The following is a 15,963-nucleotide window of genomic DNA, read 5'->3' as shown; positions in this document are numbered from 1 at the left end:
GATCCGGACTTCAAGCAGGTAGTCGACGACGCTGTCTCGCGACTGCAGACCTCGGGTCAAGCGGATGTGCTCTACAAAAAGTGGTTCGACGGCCCGATTCCGCCGAATGGGCTCAACCTGCATCTGCAGGAGAGCGACGATCTGAAGACACTCTTCAAGGCTCCGAACGACAAGCCGCTGAGCTAAACAGAGTGCGCGTGCGATTCGCCGGCCGTCCCGGCCGTCATGACGTGGAGCGGGCATGAGCTATCGTTGGGATTGGGCGGTGTTCGTCCAGCCTGTCGCGACCGGGGAGCCGACCACCTACCTCGGCTGGATCGCCGCCGGGATGGAGGCGACCGTCGGCATCGCACTCGCGGGCTGGATCGTCGCGCTGGTGATCGGCACGGCGATGGGCATCGTGCGGACCTTGCCCGGCAGGTGGCTGTATGCGGGTTCGGCTACCTACGTCGCGGTGTTTCGCAACATCCCGCTGATCGTGCAGTTTTTCATCTGGTTCTGGGCGGTCCCCGAGTTGCTGCCGGGCCACCTTGGCACCGCGATCAAGCATATGCCGCCCACGGAATCCGCCGCGCTGGCGTCGGTTGTCTGCCTGGGCCTGTTCACCTCGGCACGCGTGTGCGAACAGGTGCGCGCGGGCCTGCAGGCGCTGCCGGCCGGGCAGTGGGCAGCAGGGCTGTCGCTCGGACTCAGCCGGTTCCAGACCTACCGCTATGTGCTGTTGCCGGTGGCGGCGCGTAACCTCGTTCCACCGCTAACGTCCGAATTTCTCAACATCGTCAAGAACTCCTCAGTTGCCTCCACGATCGGTGTCCTCGAACTGACCGCGCAGGCGCAGCGCATGATCGACTACACCTCGCGGTCGTACGAGTCGTTCCTCGCCATCGTCGTGGGGTACGCGCTGTTGACCGGCATCATCATGTTCGTCGGGCGGCGTATCGAGCGGTCGGTTCGGCTGTCCTTTGGTTCGGATGGTCGATGATGGCTTATCGCTTCCACTGGTCAGTCATCCCAAAGGATTTGCCCGAACTGAGCCGCGGTCTGCATATCACGCTCGAAATCACGGTGGTGGCACTGATCGCGGGGTTTTGTCTTGGGGTGTTGCTGACGTTGTGCCGTCTGTCGCGTTCGCGGCCGCTTGCAGCGTTTGCGCGGGCCTATGTGACGGCCTTTCGCGCGGTGCCGTTGCTTGTGGTGTTGCTTGGCTTTTTTCTGGTTGCGCCGCAACTGTTGCAGGCTTTGCTGCATCTTCCCGCGAGTACCGACATTCGCCGCGTGTCCGCGCTGATCGCATTCTCGTTGTTCGAGGCCGCCTACTATGCGGAGATCATTCGCGCGGGGATCAACAGCGTGCCGGCGGGACAGAATCAGGCGGCACTGGCGCTCGGCATGACGCCTTTGCAGGGCATGCTGCGGATCGTGCTGCCGCAGGCGTTGCGGGCGGTGGTGCCGTTGCTGCTGACGCAGGCCATCATCCTCTTTCAGGATACCTCGCTGGTCTATGTGATCGGACTGGGCGACTTCTTCACGATTGCATCGAACGTCGGGGCGCGGGATGGGACGACGGTCGAACTCATCCTGTTCGCCGGTGCGTGCTATTTCGTTGCATGCACCGTGATGTCGGCCGTGGTCCAGCGCTTGCATCGTCGGCTTGGCGTCGCCGCGGACAGCATGACGTTGTGAGCCGGTGGCTGAAGCCCTCATCACGCGCGAAACAACTCCCGCGCCAGCGAACAAAGCAACGTAGTCGCGGGCGATTCATCCTGCAAGCGCCGGCTCATGATGATCGGCGACACGGCATGAGCTGCCGGAATCGCCCGGTACACCACCCCATGCGCGCGCAACCCCTCCACGCTTTCCGGCACGAGACACACGCCAACCTGTGCCGCGACCAACCCTAAAGCGGTCTGCAGTTCCCTCACTTCATGAATCGCCTTCGGCTCCAGCGCGTGATCATGCATTGCCGATAGTTGCTGATCCGCGTAACTCGGCCGCGGTGTGCTCGGATAAACAATCAAGGTCTCCTGCGCAAGCGCGGCGAGCGTCAAGGCTTTCTTCTGCCGCGCGAGCGGATGATCTTGCGGCAGCGCGGCGATCATCCGTTCTTCGACGAGGACTTCGCGTGCAAGCTGTGCATCGTCGAAACGCAGGCGGCCAAAGCCCACATCGATGCGTCCGCCTTTGAGCGCACCGAGTTGTTCGATGGTGAACATTTCGATCAGCGACAGTTCGATCTGCGGCGCGGCTTCGCGAAACGCGCGAATCACCGCGGGCAACGCACCGTATAGCGTCGACGGCACGAAGCCGATCACGATCCGCTCGGCCAGTTGAGCAAGCCGCCGTGTCAGCGGTGCAAGCTCGTCAGCCTCGCCGATCAGCCGCTTCGCCTGCGTATAGAAGATGCGCCCGGCTTCGGTCAACCGCAACGGCCGCGCGCCACGCTCGAACAGCGCGAGCCCCACGCTTTCCTCGATCTGCTGGATCTGCCGGCTCAGCGGCGGCTGCGTCATATGCAGGCGATTCGCGGCCCGCGTAATGTTCATTTCTTCCGCGACCGCAACGAAGTAGCGAAGTTGACGAATTTCCATGCATACCCCTAAGGTATGAAAGTAGTCGGAATCGGTGTTGGACTGCTGCGTGGGTTTGTTCCTAAGATGGAGACCTCAGCAAAGCAGTGCAGGAGTGCAACGAATGATAGCAACACCCGTGAGGATCGAGAGCGTCGAGACGATTCTCGTCGACGTGCCGACGATTCGGCCCCACCGGCTCTCAGTTGCGACGATGAACCACCAGACGCTCGTGCTGGTGCGGATTCGCTGCGCCGACGGCGTGTCCGGGGTAGGCGAGGGCACCACTATTGGTGGTCTCGCATATGGCGAAGAGAGCCCGGAAAGCATCAAGGTCAATATCGACACTTACTTCGCACCATTGCTAAAAGGTATGGATGCGACCCGGCCAGGCGTCGCCATGGCGAAGCTGCGTACGCTGTATCAGGGCAACCGTTTCGCCAAATCCGCCGTTGAAACCGCGCTGTTCGACGCCCAGGCACAGCGCCTCGGCGTACCCTTGTCCGAACTGTTCGGCGGCCGTGTACGCGATGCTGTAGACGTCGCATGGACGCTCGCGAGCGGCGACACGCAGCGCGATATCGAAGAGGCCGAGCGTGTATTCGAAGCGAAGCGTCATCGTGTGTTCAAGCTGAAGATCGGCGCGCGTGCTCTTGCCGACGACGTGGCGCACGTCGTTGCGATAAGGAAAGCGCTGGAAGGACGTGGTGAAGTGCGGGTCGACGTGAATCAGGCATGGACCGAAACTGAAACGATCTGGGCGGCCCGACGTTTCGCGGATGCCGGTGTGACCTTGATCGAACAGCCGGTTGCCGCGGAGAATCGCGCGGGTCTCAAACGTCTGACCGATCTGGCTCACGTGCCGATCATGGCTGATGAAGCGCTGCACGGTCCCGCCGATGCCTTTGCCATCGCCAGCGAGCGGGGCGCCAATGTATTTGCGGTGAAGATCGCCCAATCGGGTGGTCTCACCGGCGCTGCGCAGGTAGCGGCGATCGCCGCGGCTGCGGACATCGACCTGTATGGCGGCACGATGCTCGAAGGCGCGGTGGGCACGATCGCATCCGCGCAACTCTTCAGTACGTTCGGCGAACTGAAGTGGGGCACGGAACTGTTTGGACCTTTGCTGCTGACCGAAGAGATTCTCACCGAACCGCTTCGCTATGAGAATTTTTCATTGCAACTTCCACAAGGGCCAGGCCTCGGCATCACGCTCGACTGGAGCAAGATCGAACGATTGAGGCGCGATACGTCCAGGGGCGTCAGCGTCGCCATGAGCTAGCGTTTCTGAAACACCTTAGTCATCCATAACATTGAATCCAGGAGATACCCCATGAACAGGCAAGCTATCGACGCGCTGCTGAACAAGATCAACGACAGCGCCACCAGCGAAGGAAATCCGCGCACCAAGGAGATCGTCAACCGTATCGTGCGCGATCTGTTTTGCACGATCGAAGAGCTCGACGTGCAGCCCGACGAATTCTGGACCGCGCTGAACTATCTGGGCGATGCGGGCAAGAGCGGTGAGTTGGGTTTGCTGGCCGCGGGTCTCGGCTTCGAGCATTTTCTCGATCTGCGTCTCGACGAAGCGGAAGCGAAAGCCGGTATCGAAGGTGGCACGCCGCGTACGATCGAAGGCCCGCTCTATGTGACCGGTGCGCCGGTGTCCGATGGCCATGCACGGCTCGACGACGGCACCGATCCCGGTCAGACGCTGGTGATGCGCGGCCGGGTGGTTGGCGAAGACGGCAAGCCGCTCGCGAATGCGCTGGTTGAAGTGTGGCACGCGAACCATCTCGGCAACTACTCGTACTTCGATAAATCGCAACCGGCCTTCAATCTGCGCCGCTCGATCCGCACGGACGCGAGCGGAAATTACAGCTTCCGCAGCGTGGTGCCGGTCGGTTATAGCGTGCCGCCGCAAGGCCAGACGCAACTGCTGCTCGATCAGTTGGGCCGTCACGGGCATCGTCCGGCGCATATCCACTTCTTCGTCTCCGCGCCTGGGTTTCGCAAGCTGACCACACAGATCAACATCGACGGCGATCCGTATCTGTGGGACGACTTTGCCTTTGCCACGCGCGATGGTCTGGTGCCGGCCGTCAAACAGGCCGAAGGTGCGCAAGGCAAGCCGTATGGCGTGGAAGGCAACTTTGCGCTGATCGATTTCGACTTCACGCTCTTCAAGGAGCGCGACAACCTGCCGGGCGCCGAAGTCGAACGCTTGCGCGCCGAGGCTTGAGGCGTACAACCACAGCGTTGATTTTTATCAGCCCCGCTGCGCGCTTTGCCGCGCAATCGGGGCCGTCTGGACATTAAGGAGTGAGCGATGCTGTTCCACGTAGAGATGACCGTCAATCTGCCGCATGATATGGACGCCGAGCGCGCAGCGCGGTTGAAGGCCGATGAGAAGGTGATGTCGCAAAAGCTGCAGGAAGAGGGGGTATGGCGGCATCTGTGGCGGATCGCCGGCCACTACGCGAATATCAGCATCTTCGACGTGGAGAGTCCCGCGCATTTGAACGACGTGCTCAGCCAGTTGCCGCTCTTTCCGTATATGGATGTCGAAGTGCGGGCGCTATGCCGCCATCCGTCATCGGTCCGCGACGACGATCGCTGACAACCTGTTGCGCTTACCGCAACCACAGATCGGCAAACGGCATGAGCCCGAACGCCAGGTTCTTGACGCCGCCCACGTGCGCTTCGGCCTGAACATGCACGATCTCATGTGCGATCGGTATCAGCAATCCTTCCATCACCAACTGCTTACCGAGCTCGGCATACGCTTGCATGCGCGCTTCGCCGTCGGCGTTTGCGCGGATCGCCCGCAACTGTTTATCCATGAGCAGGTGGCGCGCTGGCGGGCTCCATTTCCGGAGAATAGGGCTCGACGAGAACCACCCATAGCAGTCCAGATCGGCGTAATTGTTCAGGGGCTCGATGTCCAGTACCAGGTCGGCGAAGTCGAGCCATTCATACCGCATATATTCAGGAACACTCAACGCGACCACGTCCAGTTCAATCCTTGCTTCCTTAAGCCTTTCCTTTATTGACTCAGTCAACGCCGCCAGACGGCCGGTAATTCGTATCGTCACCATGGTCAACCTGGTGTGTTCGGGGATAGGTGGTCGGCCGCGGGGAACGGCCACCCGATGTTGCCAGTCTGGAAGCAAACCTGACGCGGGCCGCCGGGACTCGTCGTCGGCCGCGATCAGAACGCTCGGGGCGAGCCAGTCGGCCAGTGCCAATCGTTGCTCGGCAGATGCCAGAAATGGGCGGTTGGCATTGCATCTCACACTTGTGCACCCGGGCAGAACTTGCGCAACCTGGTGCTGTGTCTTCGAGCTGGAGCCGGTATAACCGAAATGGAGATCGAATGCCGATGTTTCTTCCGATGGCGCAATGACCCAAAGGTCGATCTCATCGAGTAGCGCACGTTCGCGATAGTAGTCTTCGAATACCGTTAGCGTTAGCCGGTACTCGCTACGGCGCGTCACCTTGAAGGGGCCACTGCCCACCGGCATGAGCGAGAAGTCACTGCTCCGGTTTCTCGGGATGATCGATGCCGAGGTGGCAGCGAGGGAGTAGGGCCACAGATAGTCGGTGAACTTCAGACGGCACGTGACCCGTCGGCCGTCGCCAATCTCTATCGTGTCGAGATGCTCATAGAGGTAGGCAGCATCTCCCGCTTTGTCGCGCAGCCGCAGTAGGGTCTGCCGTACGTCTTCCGTTTCCACTTCACTGCCGTCGTGGAAGCTGAGGCCCGGTCTTAGCCAGAAGTGCCAGGTTCTCGCGTCGTCCTCTGGCTCCCAGTAATGGGCAAGCCCAGGCAGCAGTTGCTGCGTAGTCCGATCGAATTCGGTGAGTCGCGAGAATATCTGGCCGACCAGATGGCCTTCCACGCTGGTGGTAATGTCGGTTGGATCAAGCGTTTCGATGGGGTGACCCAGGGGTATCCGAAGCCGGTTGCGCGAACCGCCGGCCTGCGGTGCATGCAGGAAGTCCGGAAGTCGTTCCATCAGCAGCTTGCGCTGTTCGCCATCGAGGCTCGCAAACGCTTCCTCCAGTTCACCGTCGGCCAGCAAGCCCGATAAATGATCCAAAGCCACCTGTTGGGGCGAGGCAAGCATCGTCAGGCGCGAAAAATGGCCTCGGCCACGCGCCGCTTCCCAGCGCAGCCAACCCTTCTCCTCCATCTTGCGCAGCAATAACCGCGCGTTGCGCTCGCTGCAGTTCAAGGTCTCGGCGAGCGCGGGCAAACCGGGCTGCTCCGGTGTTTTTGCCAGCAAGGTGTGGAGTTTCTGAAACTGGTCGATAAGGCGCATAAAAGAGGAAATTAATTTTCTTATGTCGTCCGTTTTTATTTTCCTCTTTGTCTTCCATGATGTCGATACCGTCAACAGGCGGTGGGCTCGAAGGCGGCGAGCGGGCCGCAAAGCGACGCGTAGCCAACTCCGATGTTGGTCTTTCTCGCTGTGGAAAAAGAAAAGGAAACGGTCATGAATCGGCAAGAACTCTACATTGACGACAAGAGCGGGCTCGCACGGAGCGCGCGAGGCCTCGTACGTCACGAGATTCGCAGCGCTAGCGTCACCCGCATCTGGGCGTGGCTGGCCTACGGCTTTTGCCTCGCCTGCGCGCAACCGTTGATGTGGCTCGCAACGATTCTCGCCAGCGCCGATCTCGCAACGGCGCTTGAACTTGCCGCGCCGTTTCAACTGCTCGCCGCGCTGCTTCTGGCGGTGCTTTGCGGGGCAATCGTACTTACGCCGGCAGGCAACAACGGTGCGCAGCGGCAGCCTTTCAGTTCGACGCTGGCTGCGCTCATGCGTCATCGCGATGCGCTATTCACGGTGGGGCTGGCTGGTGCGGCTATTGTGGCAGCGGGCTATTTGCTTTCTTTCGTACTGCTTCATGTGAAGCTGACGGCGTCGATGATGCCGAGCGGCGCGCACAGCCTGTCGATCATCTTTGGCCACGCCAATGACCGGACGGCTGCGTTATGCCCGGTTCTGCACGCGATCGCTTTTGCAGTCGCCATTGCGGCAGTGTGGTTTGCGCCGGCGCTAATCGTTCTGCGGCAGCGTCCGCCGCTCGATGCGATGATGACCAGCTTGCGCGCCGTGTTCCATAACGGACCAGTCGCCCTGGTTTACGCTGGGCTACTGGCTGCGGACGCATTGCTCGTGCCGGTTGCGTCGATGCCGATCCGCGCTCTGGTGCTGACACCGCTGATCAGCGCGCTGATCCTGCTATCCATGCACGGCAGCTACCGCGATATTCTGTCGATCGACCCATCAAGAGAGGACTAACGCGGCCGACGGCTTTCCGAAAGACCGGCGACGCAGCAACCCGCGTCACTCACGCCCAATCCCAACCTAAAGTATCCTCTATCGCTTCGAGACCTTTTCCAGCGATAGTCAGAATGCCTTCTTTTCCCTTCGACGCGGTACTTTTCGATTGCGACGGCGTGCTCGTCGACTCCGAACTCATCACCAACCGCGTGCTCTCGCAGATGCTCGGCGAGCTTGGCTGGCCCATCAGCGTCGCAGAAACGATGCGCGTGTTCATGGGCAAGGCGGTACGCGACGAGGCGTCGCTTATCGAGGCCAACACGGGCGTCGCCATCTCGGAGGCGTGGCTGACGCAGTTCAGGGAGCGCCGCAATGCGGCGCTCGAGGTTGAACTCGTGGCGATCAATGGCGCGGCAGAGGCGGTAAGGGCACTCCACACAGCGTTCGACGGCCGCATCGCGGTTGCGTCCGGCGCCGACCGGCACAAGGTCGAGATGCAATTGAAGAAGACCGGCATGCTCGATTACTTCGAAGGCCGTGTCTTTAGCGGACACGAGATGCCGCACACCAAGCCTCATCCCGATGTGTACCTGGCGGCGGCGCACGCTTTGGGCGTGGACCCCAAACGCTGCGCGGTGGTGGAAGACACGGTAACCGGTGCGACGGCAGGGCTGGCAGCGGGCGCGACGGTGTTTGGTTACGCTCCCTCCAACGTTGGCCACAGCACGCCGGACGCGTTGCGCGAAGTCGGCGTCGCGCTGGTGTTCGAGGACATGGGACAGTTGTCGGCGTTGCTCGCGCAATGGCGGCCCGTCGACGCCTGACGAATAGCAAAAGAAATGACAAACGAATAACGAACCCCGGCGTCATGGACTAAAGAATCGGGATTGCCGGGCGGATGGGCAAAAGGCATCCTTGGCATGCAGCGAACTCATAATTGTTTCTAGGGTTAACCCTTATTATGTTGCTTTCTGCAACGATCGCCCGTGGAATCGTGATCACGGCCGCGATTGATGTGCCGCTCCAACCCAGTTCTTCGATTCCAGGGCGCAATGTTTGGTCATTTTCAGCGCAGGGCAAAACACGCGGCTAACCGCCGGTTGAATACCTTGCATGCAGTCGCGGACTACACGTCGCGGCGGCGGCCGGTGTGGATGGTGTCGTTCGCAGTGGACGAGACGAATCTGTCCGAGGGCCTGCGCGCCGCGTGCGCGTCGACGGCGATGCTGGTGCTCGGCAATCTGCTGCATGACCCGTTGTTTGCATGGGCGGCCATCGGCGCCTTCTGGACTTGCCTCGCCGACGCGGCGGGGACCAACCGCATGCGCTTCGCCTCGATGATGAGCTTTGCGCTGCTCTCCACACTGTGTGGCGGCCTCACGGCATTCGCTTCCGGTGCCGGCACATTGGCCGCGACGGCGGCGATCCTGCTGTTCGCGACGGCCGGGGCGCTCGCCCGGGTGTGGGGCGCGGCGGCCTCGCAAGTAGGCATTCTCGCGGCGACCGCCTGCGTGGTGATGGTCGACAGGCCGATGCACAACCTGCAGCACGGCCTGCTGTTCCTCTCTATCTATCTGTTCGGCTGTCTGTTCGCCGTTGTGTTGAGCCTGACCGTGTGGCGTATCCATCCGTTTGGACCAAGCCGCATGGCGTTGCGCACCGTCTACGGGAGGCTCGCCGATATCGCGCTCGATAGCGCGCGTCTGCTCCGTCGCGACACCGCGGACTTCGGGCAATGGGCACGCCATGCCGCCACCTATCGCGGCCAGGCGCGCGCGGCGCTCGAAAGAGCCCGCCAGGTCCTGGCCAAGGTGCCGAACCTGCGCGTCGACAAGCGCGAAACCTACGAGCACCTGCTGCTCGCGCTCGCGGATACCGAACGCGTGTTCGCCTACCTGATCGCCGTCACCGACGCGTGCGAGCGCGGCCACCACAATCTGCGCGAACCGCAGCGGGCGGCGCGCACGCTGTCGGCGGTGGCCGAGGTGCTGCTGCGGATCGGCCGCGCGGTGAGCGAAGACGCGAGCACCCAGGCGGCTCGAGGCCGCCGCGCGGACAACCAGCCCGGCAGTGACGCGAGGTCCACGCCGGCTGCACTGCAACGCCGTCTGCATAAGCTGGCCCGAGCGCTCGAAGTGGCGCTCGGCGAGCCGTTGGCGCTCAAGCTGCGCTCGGGCTCGCTGGAATTCGAACCGCCCCAGCGGCGCGAGACCGGCTGGTTCGAGGCTGCCGTCGGCAACCTGTCGCGCGCCTGGATGACGCTCAAGGCCAACGCGTCGTTCGAATCGATTGGACTGCGGCACGGCGCCCGCGTCGGCGTGGCGGCCACGGCGGGCTTCGTGATCGTGCGGATCCTGCACGTGCCGTTCGGCTACTGGGCGACCATGGCGATCCTGCTGATCCTGCAGCCGTCGATTGCCGGCACCTGGCCGCGCAGCATCGAGCGGGCGGCGGGCAGCATCGCCGGTGGACTGCTGGCGGCTGCGATCGGCCTCGCGATCCACGCGCCGATCGGGATCTCGCTGGTGGTGTTTCCGCTCGTCTGCGCGACCATGGCGCTGCGCACCGTCAGCTACAGCCTGTTCGTGCTGTTCCTCACGCCGACCTTCGTGCTGGTGGCGGACTTCGCCGCGCCAGCCGGCCATGAGTGGATGTACGCGGTGACCCGGCTCGGCAATAACGTGCTCGGTTGCGTGATCGCACTCGTCGCGACGTTCCTGTTATGGCCGAGCCGCGAGCCGGTGGACTTCCGCGTTCGCCTGGCCGACGCGGTCGGGGCGAACCTGAACTATCTGTTGGGTGCGCTCGAGCACGCGGGCGGCGAAGATACCGAAGTGGAAAAAATGCGTCGTGCAGCGGGCCTTGCGAGCAACAACGCGGAAGAGGCGTTCAACCGTCTGCGGCTCGAGAAGCTGGAAAGCTCGCTGGCCGATCGCGCCGCGATCACGGCGCTTGCGCTGTTGCGGCGCGTCGCAGGGACGGCGACGCGGATGCGGCTTGCCACCAACAAGACCCAGGCGGACGGCACGTTGATCGCCTGGATTTCAGCGGTGAGCAAGGAGCTCGACGCGCATTTGCTGGACCAGACCCAGGTGGCGCCGGGGGCAGAGTTCGAAGCGTTTCCGCGCCGGCACCTGTCGCTGGTTGAAGCGGACGCAGTGAATCAGGTCTCGCATCTGCGCCGCCTGCTGGTGGAGAACACAGGCGTCGTAGAAGAGGTGGCAGGCAAACCGGTGTTGTCCTGAGCGCGTGCGCGGGACGCGCGCCGACGCAAAACGCTGCGGAAGGGGTACGGTCTGGCGGGTTGGCCTCCGAGTCGCGTGCCATACCCGCAGCCGCGCCCACCCACAAGCAAGCCTAACGATCCCCGCTTTTGACGAGCTGCAAAGGCGTTTCAATAAGAGGCGTCAGGTCTTCCTGGCGAGTCATCTCCGTGAGCGCCTTGAGCGCCACGTCCATGCCGAACACCGCCTGGCGCGCCGCGAACTGATCCACTGTGGCGAGAATCTTGCCGCTATTGAGCAGCGGCCTGATATCAGGGTTGTTGTTATAGCCGGTGATGTACACACTGCCGGTGCGATGCGCAATGCGAACCGCGTCGACTGCGCCCGTCGCCATATTGTCGTTGGCGCACAGCAATGCGCGAAGTCGGGGATGCTGCTCCAGCATCGTCGCGGCGGCCGCCTTGCCTTTGGCATAGGTGTAGTCGCCTGGCGCAACGGCCACGACCTTCATGCCCGCCGCGTCCATGGCAGCCTTGAAGCCCTCGGTACGTTGCTGTGCGTTACGGTCGGTCGTGACGCCTTCGATAATTCCCACCTCGTCGCCACGAGCGAGCTTGCTGGCCACGTAATCGCCTATCGTCACTGCGCCCTTGCGGTTGTCCGGCCCGACGAACGGCACCGAGAGGTGCAGCGCATCGAGGGCGGCCTCGTCGAGCGGATTGTCGATGGCGATCACGATGACGCCCGCGCTGATGGCGCGCGCCACCGCCGGCACGAGCGCCTTCGAATCGGTCGGGGCGAGCACGATGGCGCTGGTGTGCGCGCCGATCAGATCGTCGACCATGCGAATCTGGGTAGCGGTGTCGAGTTCCGTGGAAGTGCCGAGCACGTTCAGGTCGAACTGCGAGGCAAAGTGCTTCTGGTAATTCTGCGCGGCGCTCGCCATGGCGACCGTGAACGGATCCGTGAGCGACTTCAGAACGAGGGCGATCGTCAACTTGCCAGTCGGTATGGCCTCGGCAATCTTCGCAACTGTCAGGCCGGCGGCTGCGAGCGCGCCGGCTACGAGCACGCGCCGGCGTGTCTTCTGTACCATTGGCTTCCTTTTGTCGTGCGCGGTGGTTAGCGCACAGGAATGATACAGCCTAGCCCGGCGTGAGCATCTCCGGCAAAACCTCGATCCTGGGCTCGATCGACTGGTTGCTGATATAAGCCCACAGCTGCTCGGCCGCCTGGCCGCGTTGCTTGACGGGCCGGTACAGGCGGATTTCGAGCTCGGTCGCCCATACATTAGAGCCGGCGCGCACCAGCGTGCCTTCGTGCAACTCCTTGGTGATACAGCTTTCGGGCAGCCAGCCGATGCCATGACCCGCCACCACCATGCCTTTCAACGCCTCGGACATGTGAGTTTCAAAGCAGCGGTACAGCGAATAGGGCTCGGTGGCATTCATCAACAGCATTTCCACGACGTTGCCGAGGAACGCACCCGACGAATAGGCGAGCAGCGGCAACGGCCGCCCGGTCTTGCCCGGTAGCTCGAACAGCGGTTTGCCGTCGGGGCCGGCGGCCGACACCGGCACAATCCGTTCGACCCCGAGCGTCAGAAACGGAAAGTGATTGGGGTCGAGCGCAATCGGCAATTGCGGGTGGTGGTAGCCGATCAGCAAATCGCAGTCGCCCGCCACCAGATGCTGCACGCCCTCTGGCACGTTGACCGCCTGGACCCGCGCCATGATGTTGCCGAACTCGTTGGTCAGGCGCTTGAGCCAGTCGGGAAAGAGCGTGAACACCAGCGTGTGGGCCACCGCGAAGTGCACCACATGATCGTTCTCCGCAAACTGCTCATAGCCGCCCACCAGATTGCGAGCCGCATGCATGCTGCGCAGGATGTCCGCGGCCAGGCTGCGAAACATCCGGCCTGCCGGAGTAAGCGTGATCGGATTGACGCTGCGGTCGAACAGGCGCGTGCCCATCCACGTTTCGAGCGCCACGATTCGTCTACTGAATGCTGATTGGGTGAGATGGCGGCTGCGCGCCGAACGGGAAAAACTCTTCGTGTCAGAAAGAGAAAGAAAGTCTTCCAACCACTTTGCTTCCATATTTATCACTTTTATTGGGTCAATCGACGACCGCCATCCGTGGGATACCGGCGACTCTCTAGCCTACCGCCTCGCGCTTCCAGCATACCGATGTTTTTTTTCGATGGGTGTTAGTCGAAATATGCATGAGCGTTGCCGCCATAAATTGGGCTACATACCGTTCGCGTGCCTGCCCACGCAATACGCAGTGCCGACTACGCTGTGCCGACATGATAAATGCGAGCTGAATGGATCCTGTACCCGTCAATTGTTAATTCCGGGTAAGAGTGCCGTGCTGGTTCGTTGAAATCTGTCTGCGCGCCGTTGCGCCTATCCCCGGCGGACTATCTCCGGGAATTCCGAATCAGGAACCCGCGTTAAAGGATGGAACTGATTATGTCCACACTCGATAAGCAACCGCACGCACCAGGCAGCGGTGAAATGGATAAGAAAAGCTGGCTGGAATCGCACGAAGCGGGATATCACCAGACTCTGGGTAACCGTCAGGTGCAGATGATCGCGATTGGCGGCGCAATTGGCACGGGCCTGTTCCTCGGCGCCGGTGCGCGTTTGCAGATAGCGGGTCCGTCGCTGGCGATTGTCTATCTGGTGTGCGGCTTTTTCTCGTTTCTGATTCTGCGGGCGCTGGGCGAACTGGTGATGCATCGTCCGAGCAGCGGCAGCTTCGTGTCGTATGCGCGCGAATTTCTCGGTGAAAAGGCCTCGTTCGTGGCGGGCTGGATGTATTTCCTGAACTGGGCGATGACCGGCATCGTCGACATTACGGCCGTCGCGCTATACATGCATTATTGGGGCGCCTTTACGTCGGTGCCACAGTGGGTGTTCGCGCTTGTCGCGCTGTGCATTGTCGCGGCGATGAACCTGATCGGCGTGAAATGGTTCGCCGAGATGGAGTTCTGGTTTGCGCTGATCAAGGTGGCCGCCATCTCGCTGTTCCTCGTGATCGGCACGGTCATTCTCGGCACTGGCATGCATGTGGCCGGCAACAGCACCGGTGTGCATCTGATCAGCGAGAACGGCGGTTTCTTTCCGCATGGCCTGCTGCCGGCGCTTGTGCTGGTGCAAGGGGTGGTGTTCGCCTTTGCTGGCGTGGAACTGGTGGGCACCGCTGCTGGCGAGTGCAAGGACGCGCGCAAGGTGCTGCCGCGCGCCATCAATAGCGTGATCTGGCGGATCGCCTTGTTTTACGTGGGCGCAGTGGTACTGCTGGTGTGCCTGCTGCCGTGGAGTGCGTACAAGGCAGGGCAAAGCCCGTTCGTCACCTTCTTCGGTCAGCTCGGTGTGCCGGGCGTGGGTTCCGTGATGAACATCGTCGTGCTATCTGCCGCGCTGTCGAGCCTGAACTCCGGTCTGTATTCGACCGGCCGGGTGCTGCGCGCGCTGTCGATGGGTGGCTCCGCGCCGAACTTCCTGTCGCGCATGAGCTCGCAGTCGGTGCCGTACGCGGGGATCCTCGTGACGGTGGCGATCTACATCGTGGGCGTGGTGCTCAACTACTTCGTGCCGTCGAGCGTGTTCGAGATCGTGCTCAATATCGCTTCGCTGGGCATTCTGAGTACCTGGGGTTTCATTGTGGTCTGCCAGATGAAGTTCCGTCAGGCGGTGGCGCGCGGCGAAGCGGAGCCGGTAACCTTCAGGATGCCCGGCGCGCCGGTCACCTCGTGGCTTACCCTGGCGTTCCTGATCGGCGTGCTGGTGCTGATGGCCTTCGATTACCCCAACGGCACGTGGACGGTCGCTTCGATCCCGGTCGTGGTGCTGCTGCTGGTGGCCGGCTGGTACGGCGTGCGCCGCCGCGCGGGAGCGATGATGAAGCCGACCATTCCGTCGGTCACCCTGACGCAGACCGTGCTCGAGGACAACCCGCGCTAGTCATGGCCGCTATTTCGGCCAATTTCGCTACGCCGCCATACCCGCTACACTGGCAGTACACGCATGACCTGCAATAACGACGGAGAACCGAAGTGACGCCATTCGACGAGATGCTGATCTCAGCTGACGGAGTACGCGCGCCGTATGCACGGCTCAAGCAATGGCTCGATGCCCAGAACCCCGCGAACCTCGCACAAAAGGCGCAGGACGCCGAGAGCGTGTTCCGCAGGACTGGCATTACGTTCGCCGTGTACGGCGAGGAAGAGGCGGCCGAGCGCCTGATTCCTTTCGATATCATTCCGCGCATTATCTCCGCGCACGAGTGGACGCGCCTGTCGCAGGGCATCGAACAGCGCGTGATGGCGCTCAACGCCTTTCTCGACGATATCTATCATCGTCAGGAGATAGTGCGGGCGGGGAAGATTCCCAAGGAGCTGATCTCGCAGAACGAGGCGTTCCTGCCGGAGATGATCGGTTTTCGTCCGCCGGGCAATGTTTACACGCATATTATCGGCGTCGATATCGTACGCACTGCCGAGAACCAGTTCTACGTGCTCGAGGACAATGCGCGCACCCCCTCCGGCGTGTCCTACATGCTGGAAAATCGCGAGACCATGATGCAGCTCTTCCCGGAGCTGTTTCAGCAGGTCAAGGTGCAACCCGTGGAAGCGTATCCGCAGTTGCTGCGCGAGTCGCTCGCGGCCGTCTGCCCGCCAGGCGGCAATCACGGCAATCCCACCATCGCGGTGCTCACGCCCGGCATTCACAACTCCGCCTACTACGAGCATGCGTTCCTCGCCGATCAGATGGGCGTGCATCTGGTTGAGGGCAGCGATCTGCAGGTTGTGGACGGTCACGTGGCGATGCGCACGACCGAAGGCTTCCGCGCAATCGACGTGCTGTACCG

General features: G+C 62.1%; 14 protein-coding genes and 1 pseudogene. 11 read left to right on the top strand and 4 right to left on the bottom strand.

All coding sequences use genetic code 11. From position 1 onward, the window contains the following. From M0954_RS27195 to M0954_RS27185, 3 genes and pseudogenes are all read left to right on the top strand, one after another. Positions 1-186 (top strand): annotated as a pseudogene (locus M0954_RS27195) (amino acid ABC transporter substrate-binding protein); the annotation flags it as partial. A 55-nt stretch (positions 187-241) separates the two neighbouring features. After that, entirely contained in the window at positions 242-982 is a 741-nt protein-coding gene (locus tag M0954_RS27190; RefSeq protein ID WP_297356579.1) for an amino acid ABC transporter permease, read from the top strand. Beyond that, positions 982-1,683 (top strand): ABC transporter permease subunit, encoded by a 702-nt coding sequence (locus M0954_RS27185; protein WP_297356583.1) that lies wholly within the window; start codon positions 982-984, stop codon positions 1,681-1,683. The genes M0954_RS27190 and M0954_RS27185 overlap by 1 nt, the downstream gene beginning before the upstream one ends. Before the next feature lie 20 nt (positions 1,684-1,703). Here M0954_RS27185 and M0954_RS27180 read toward each other — a convergent pair whose 3' ends face one another. Then, positions 1,704-2,588 (bottom strand): LysR family transcriptional regulator, encoded by an 885-nt coding sequence (locus M0954_RS27180; RefSeq protein ID WP_122151854.1) that lies wholly within the window; start codon positions 2,586-2,588, stop codon positions 1,704-1,706. Between the two features lie 103 nt (positions 2,589-2,691). Here M0954_RS27180 and M0954_RS27175 point away from each other — a divergent pair, with 103 nt between their 5' ends. From M0954_RS27175 to catC, 3 genes are all read left to right on the top strand, one after another. After that, complete coding sequence (locus M0954_RS27175; protein WP_133892067.1) at positions 2,692-3,849, top strand: muconate/chloromuconate family cycloisomerase; 1,158 nt, start codon at positions 2,692-2,694, stop codon at positions 3,847-3,849. Between the two features lie 51 nt (positions 3,850-3,900). Beyond that, positions 3,901-4,809: a catechol 1,2-dioxygenase gene (catA, locus tag M0954_RS27170; protein WP_297356577.1), complete on the top strand. Its 909-nt coding sequence runs from the start codon at positions 3,901-3,903 to the stop codon at positions 4,807-4,809. A gap of 87 nt (positions 4,810-4,896) precedes the next feature. Continuing rightward, positions 4,897-5,187: a muconolactone Delta-isomerase gene (catC, locus tag M0954_RS27165; RefSeq protein ID WP_297356575.1), complete on the top strand. Its 291-nt coding sequence runs from the start codon at positions 4,897-4,899 to the stop codon at positions 5,185-5,187. Between the two features lie 13 nt (positions 5,188-5,200). Here the strand turns inward: catC and M0954_RS27160 are convergent, their stop codons facing one another. Further along, positions 5,201-7,078: an ABC transporter substrate-binding protein gene (locus tag M0954_RS27160; RefSeq protein WP_297356573.1), complete on the bottom strand. Its 1,878-nt coding sequence runs from the start codon at positions 7,076-7,078 to the stop codon at positions 5,201-5,203. Between M0954_RS27160 and M0954_RS27155 the strand changes: the two genes are divergently transcribed. The 3 genes from M0954_RS27155 (at position 7,067) to M0954_RS27145 (ending at position 11,106) form a co-directional block, all read left to right on the top strand. Continuing rightward, complete coding sequence (locus tag M0954_RS27155) at positions 7,067-7,879, top strand: hypothetical protein (protein WP_297356571.1); 813 nt, start codon at positions 7,067-7,069, stop codon at positions 7,877-7,879. The two genes, M0954_RS27160 and M0954_RS27155, sit on opposite strands and share 12 nt — an antisense overlap. Positions 7,880-7,992: 113 nt before the next feature. After that, a complete protein-coding gene (locus M0954_RS27150; RefSeq protein ID WP_133892063.1) occupies positions 7,993-8,685 on the top strand; it encodes an HAD family phosphatase in 693 nt (230 codons plus the stop codon). Positions 8,686-8,913: 228 nt separating this feature from the next. Beyond that, a complete protein-coding gene (locus M0954_RS27145) occupies positions 8,914-11,106 on the top strand; it encodes an FUSC family protein (protein ID WP_297356569.1) in 2,193 nt (730 codons plus the stop codon). A 112-nt stretch (positions 11,107-11,218) separates the two neighbouring features. Here M0954_RS27145 and M0954_RS27140 read toward each other — a convergent pair whose 3' ends face one another. Further along, positions 11,219-12,181 (bottom strand): substrate-binding domain-containing protein, encoded by a 963-nt coding sequence (locus M0954_RS27140; protein ID WP_297356567.1) that lies wholly within the window; start codon positions 12,179-12,181, stop codon positions 11,219-11,221. A 49-nt stretch (positions 12,182-12,230) separates the two neighbouring features. Beyond that, a complete protein-coding gene (locus tag M0954_RS27135) occupies positions 12,231-13,184 on the bottom strand; it encodes a LysR substrate-binding domain-containing protein (RefSeq protein ID WP_122151844.1) in 954 nt (317 codons plus the stop codon). A 420-nt stretch (positions 13,185-13,604) separates the two neighbouring features. Here M0954_RS27135 and ansP point away from each other — a divergent pair, with 420 nt between their 5' ends. Together ansP and M0954_RS27125 are read left to right on the top strand one after the other, a co-directional pair. Continuing rightward, entirely contained in the window at positions 13,605-15,056 is a 1,452-nt protein-coding gene (gene ansP / locus M0954_RS27130; protein ID WP_297356581.1) for an L-asparagine permease, read from the top strand. Between the two features lie 92 nt (positions 15,057-15,148). Next, the coding region (locus M0954_RS27125) for a circularly permuted type 2 ATP-grasp protein (protein ID WP_297356565.1) at positions 15,149-15,963 on the top strand (815 nt) is incomplete at its 3' end.

The sequence above is a fragment of the Paraburkholderia sp. genome, assembly GCF_026225065.1.
Classification (GTDB): Bacteria; Pseudomonadota; Gammaproteobacteria; order Burkholderiales; family Burkholderiaceae; genus Paraburkholderia.
This window is presented reverse-complemented; position numbering and strand designations above follow the sequence as displayed.

Excerpts from the sequence above, each read along its gene's own strand:
- M0954_RS27190 (WP_297356579.1), top strand. The coding sequence starts at position 242 with ATGAGCTATCGTTGGGATTGGGCGGTGTTCGTCCAGCCTGTCGCGACC.
- M0954_RS27185 (WP_297356583.1), top strand. The coding sequence starts at position 982 with ATGGCTTATCGCTTCCACTGGTCAGTCATCCCAAAGGATTTGCCCGAA.
- M0954_RS27180 (WP_122151854.1), bottom strand. The coding sequence starts at position 2,588 with ATGGAAATTCGTCAACTTCGCTACTTCGTTGCGGTCGCGGAAGAAATG.
- M0954_RS27175 (WP_133892067.1), top strand. The coding sequence starts at position 2,692 with ATGATAGCAACACCCGTGAGGATCGAGAGCGTCGAGACGATTCTCGTC.
- catA (WP_297356577.1), top strand. The coding sequence starts at position 3,901 with ATGAACAGGCAAGCTATCGACGCGCTGCTGAACAAGATCAACGACAGC.
- catC (WP_297356575.1), top strand. The coding sequence starts at position 4,897 with ATGCTGTTCCACGTAGAGATGACCGTCAATCTGCCGCATGATATGGAC.
- M0954_RS27155 (WP_297356571.1), top strand. The coding sequence starts at position 7,067 with ATGAATCGGCAAGAACTCTACATTGACGACAAGAGCGGGCTCGCACGG.
- M0954_RS27150 (WP_133892063.1), top strand. The coding sequence starts at position 7,993 with ATGCCTTCTTTTCCCTTCGACGCGGTACTTTTCGATTGCGACGGCGTG.
- M0954_RS27145 (WP_297356569.1), top strand. The coding sequence starts at position 8,914 with ATGTTTGGTCATTTTCAGCGCAGGGCAAAACACGCGGCTAACCGCCGG.
- M0954_RS27140 (WP_297356567.1), bottom strand. The coding sequence starts at position 12,181 with ATGGTACAGAAGACACGCCGGCGCGTGCTCGTAGCCGGCGCGCTCGCA.
- M0954_RS27135 (WP_122151844.1), bottom strand. The coding sequence starts at position 13,184 with ATGGAAGCAAAGTGGTTGGAAGACTTTCTTTCTCTTTCTGACACGAAG.
- ansP (WP_297356581.1), top strand. The coding sequence starts at position 13,605 with ATGGATAAGAAAAGCTGGCTGGAATCGCACGAAGCGGGATATCACCAG.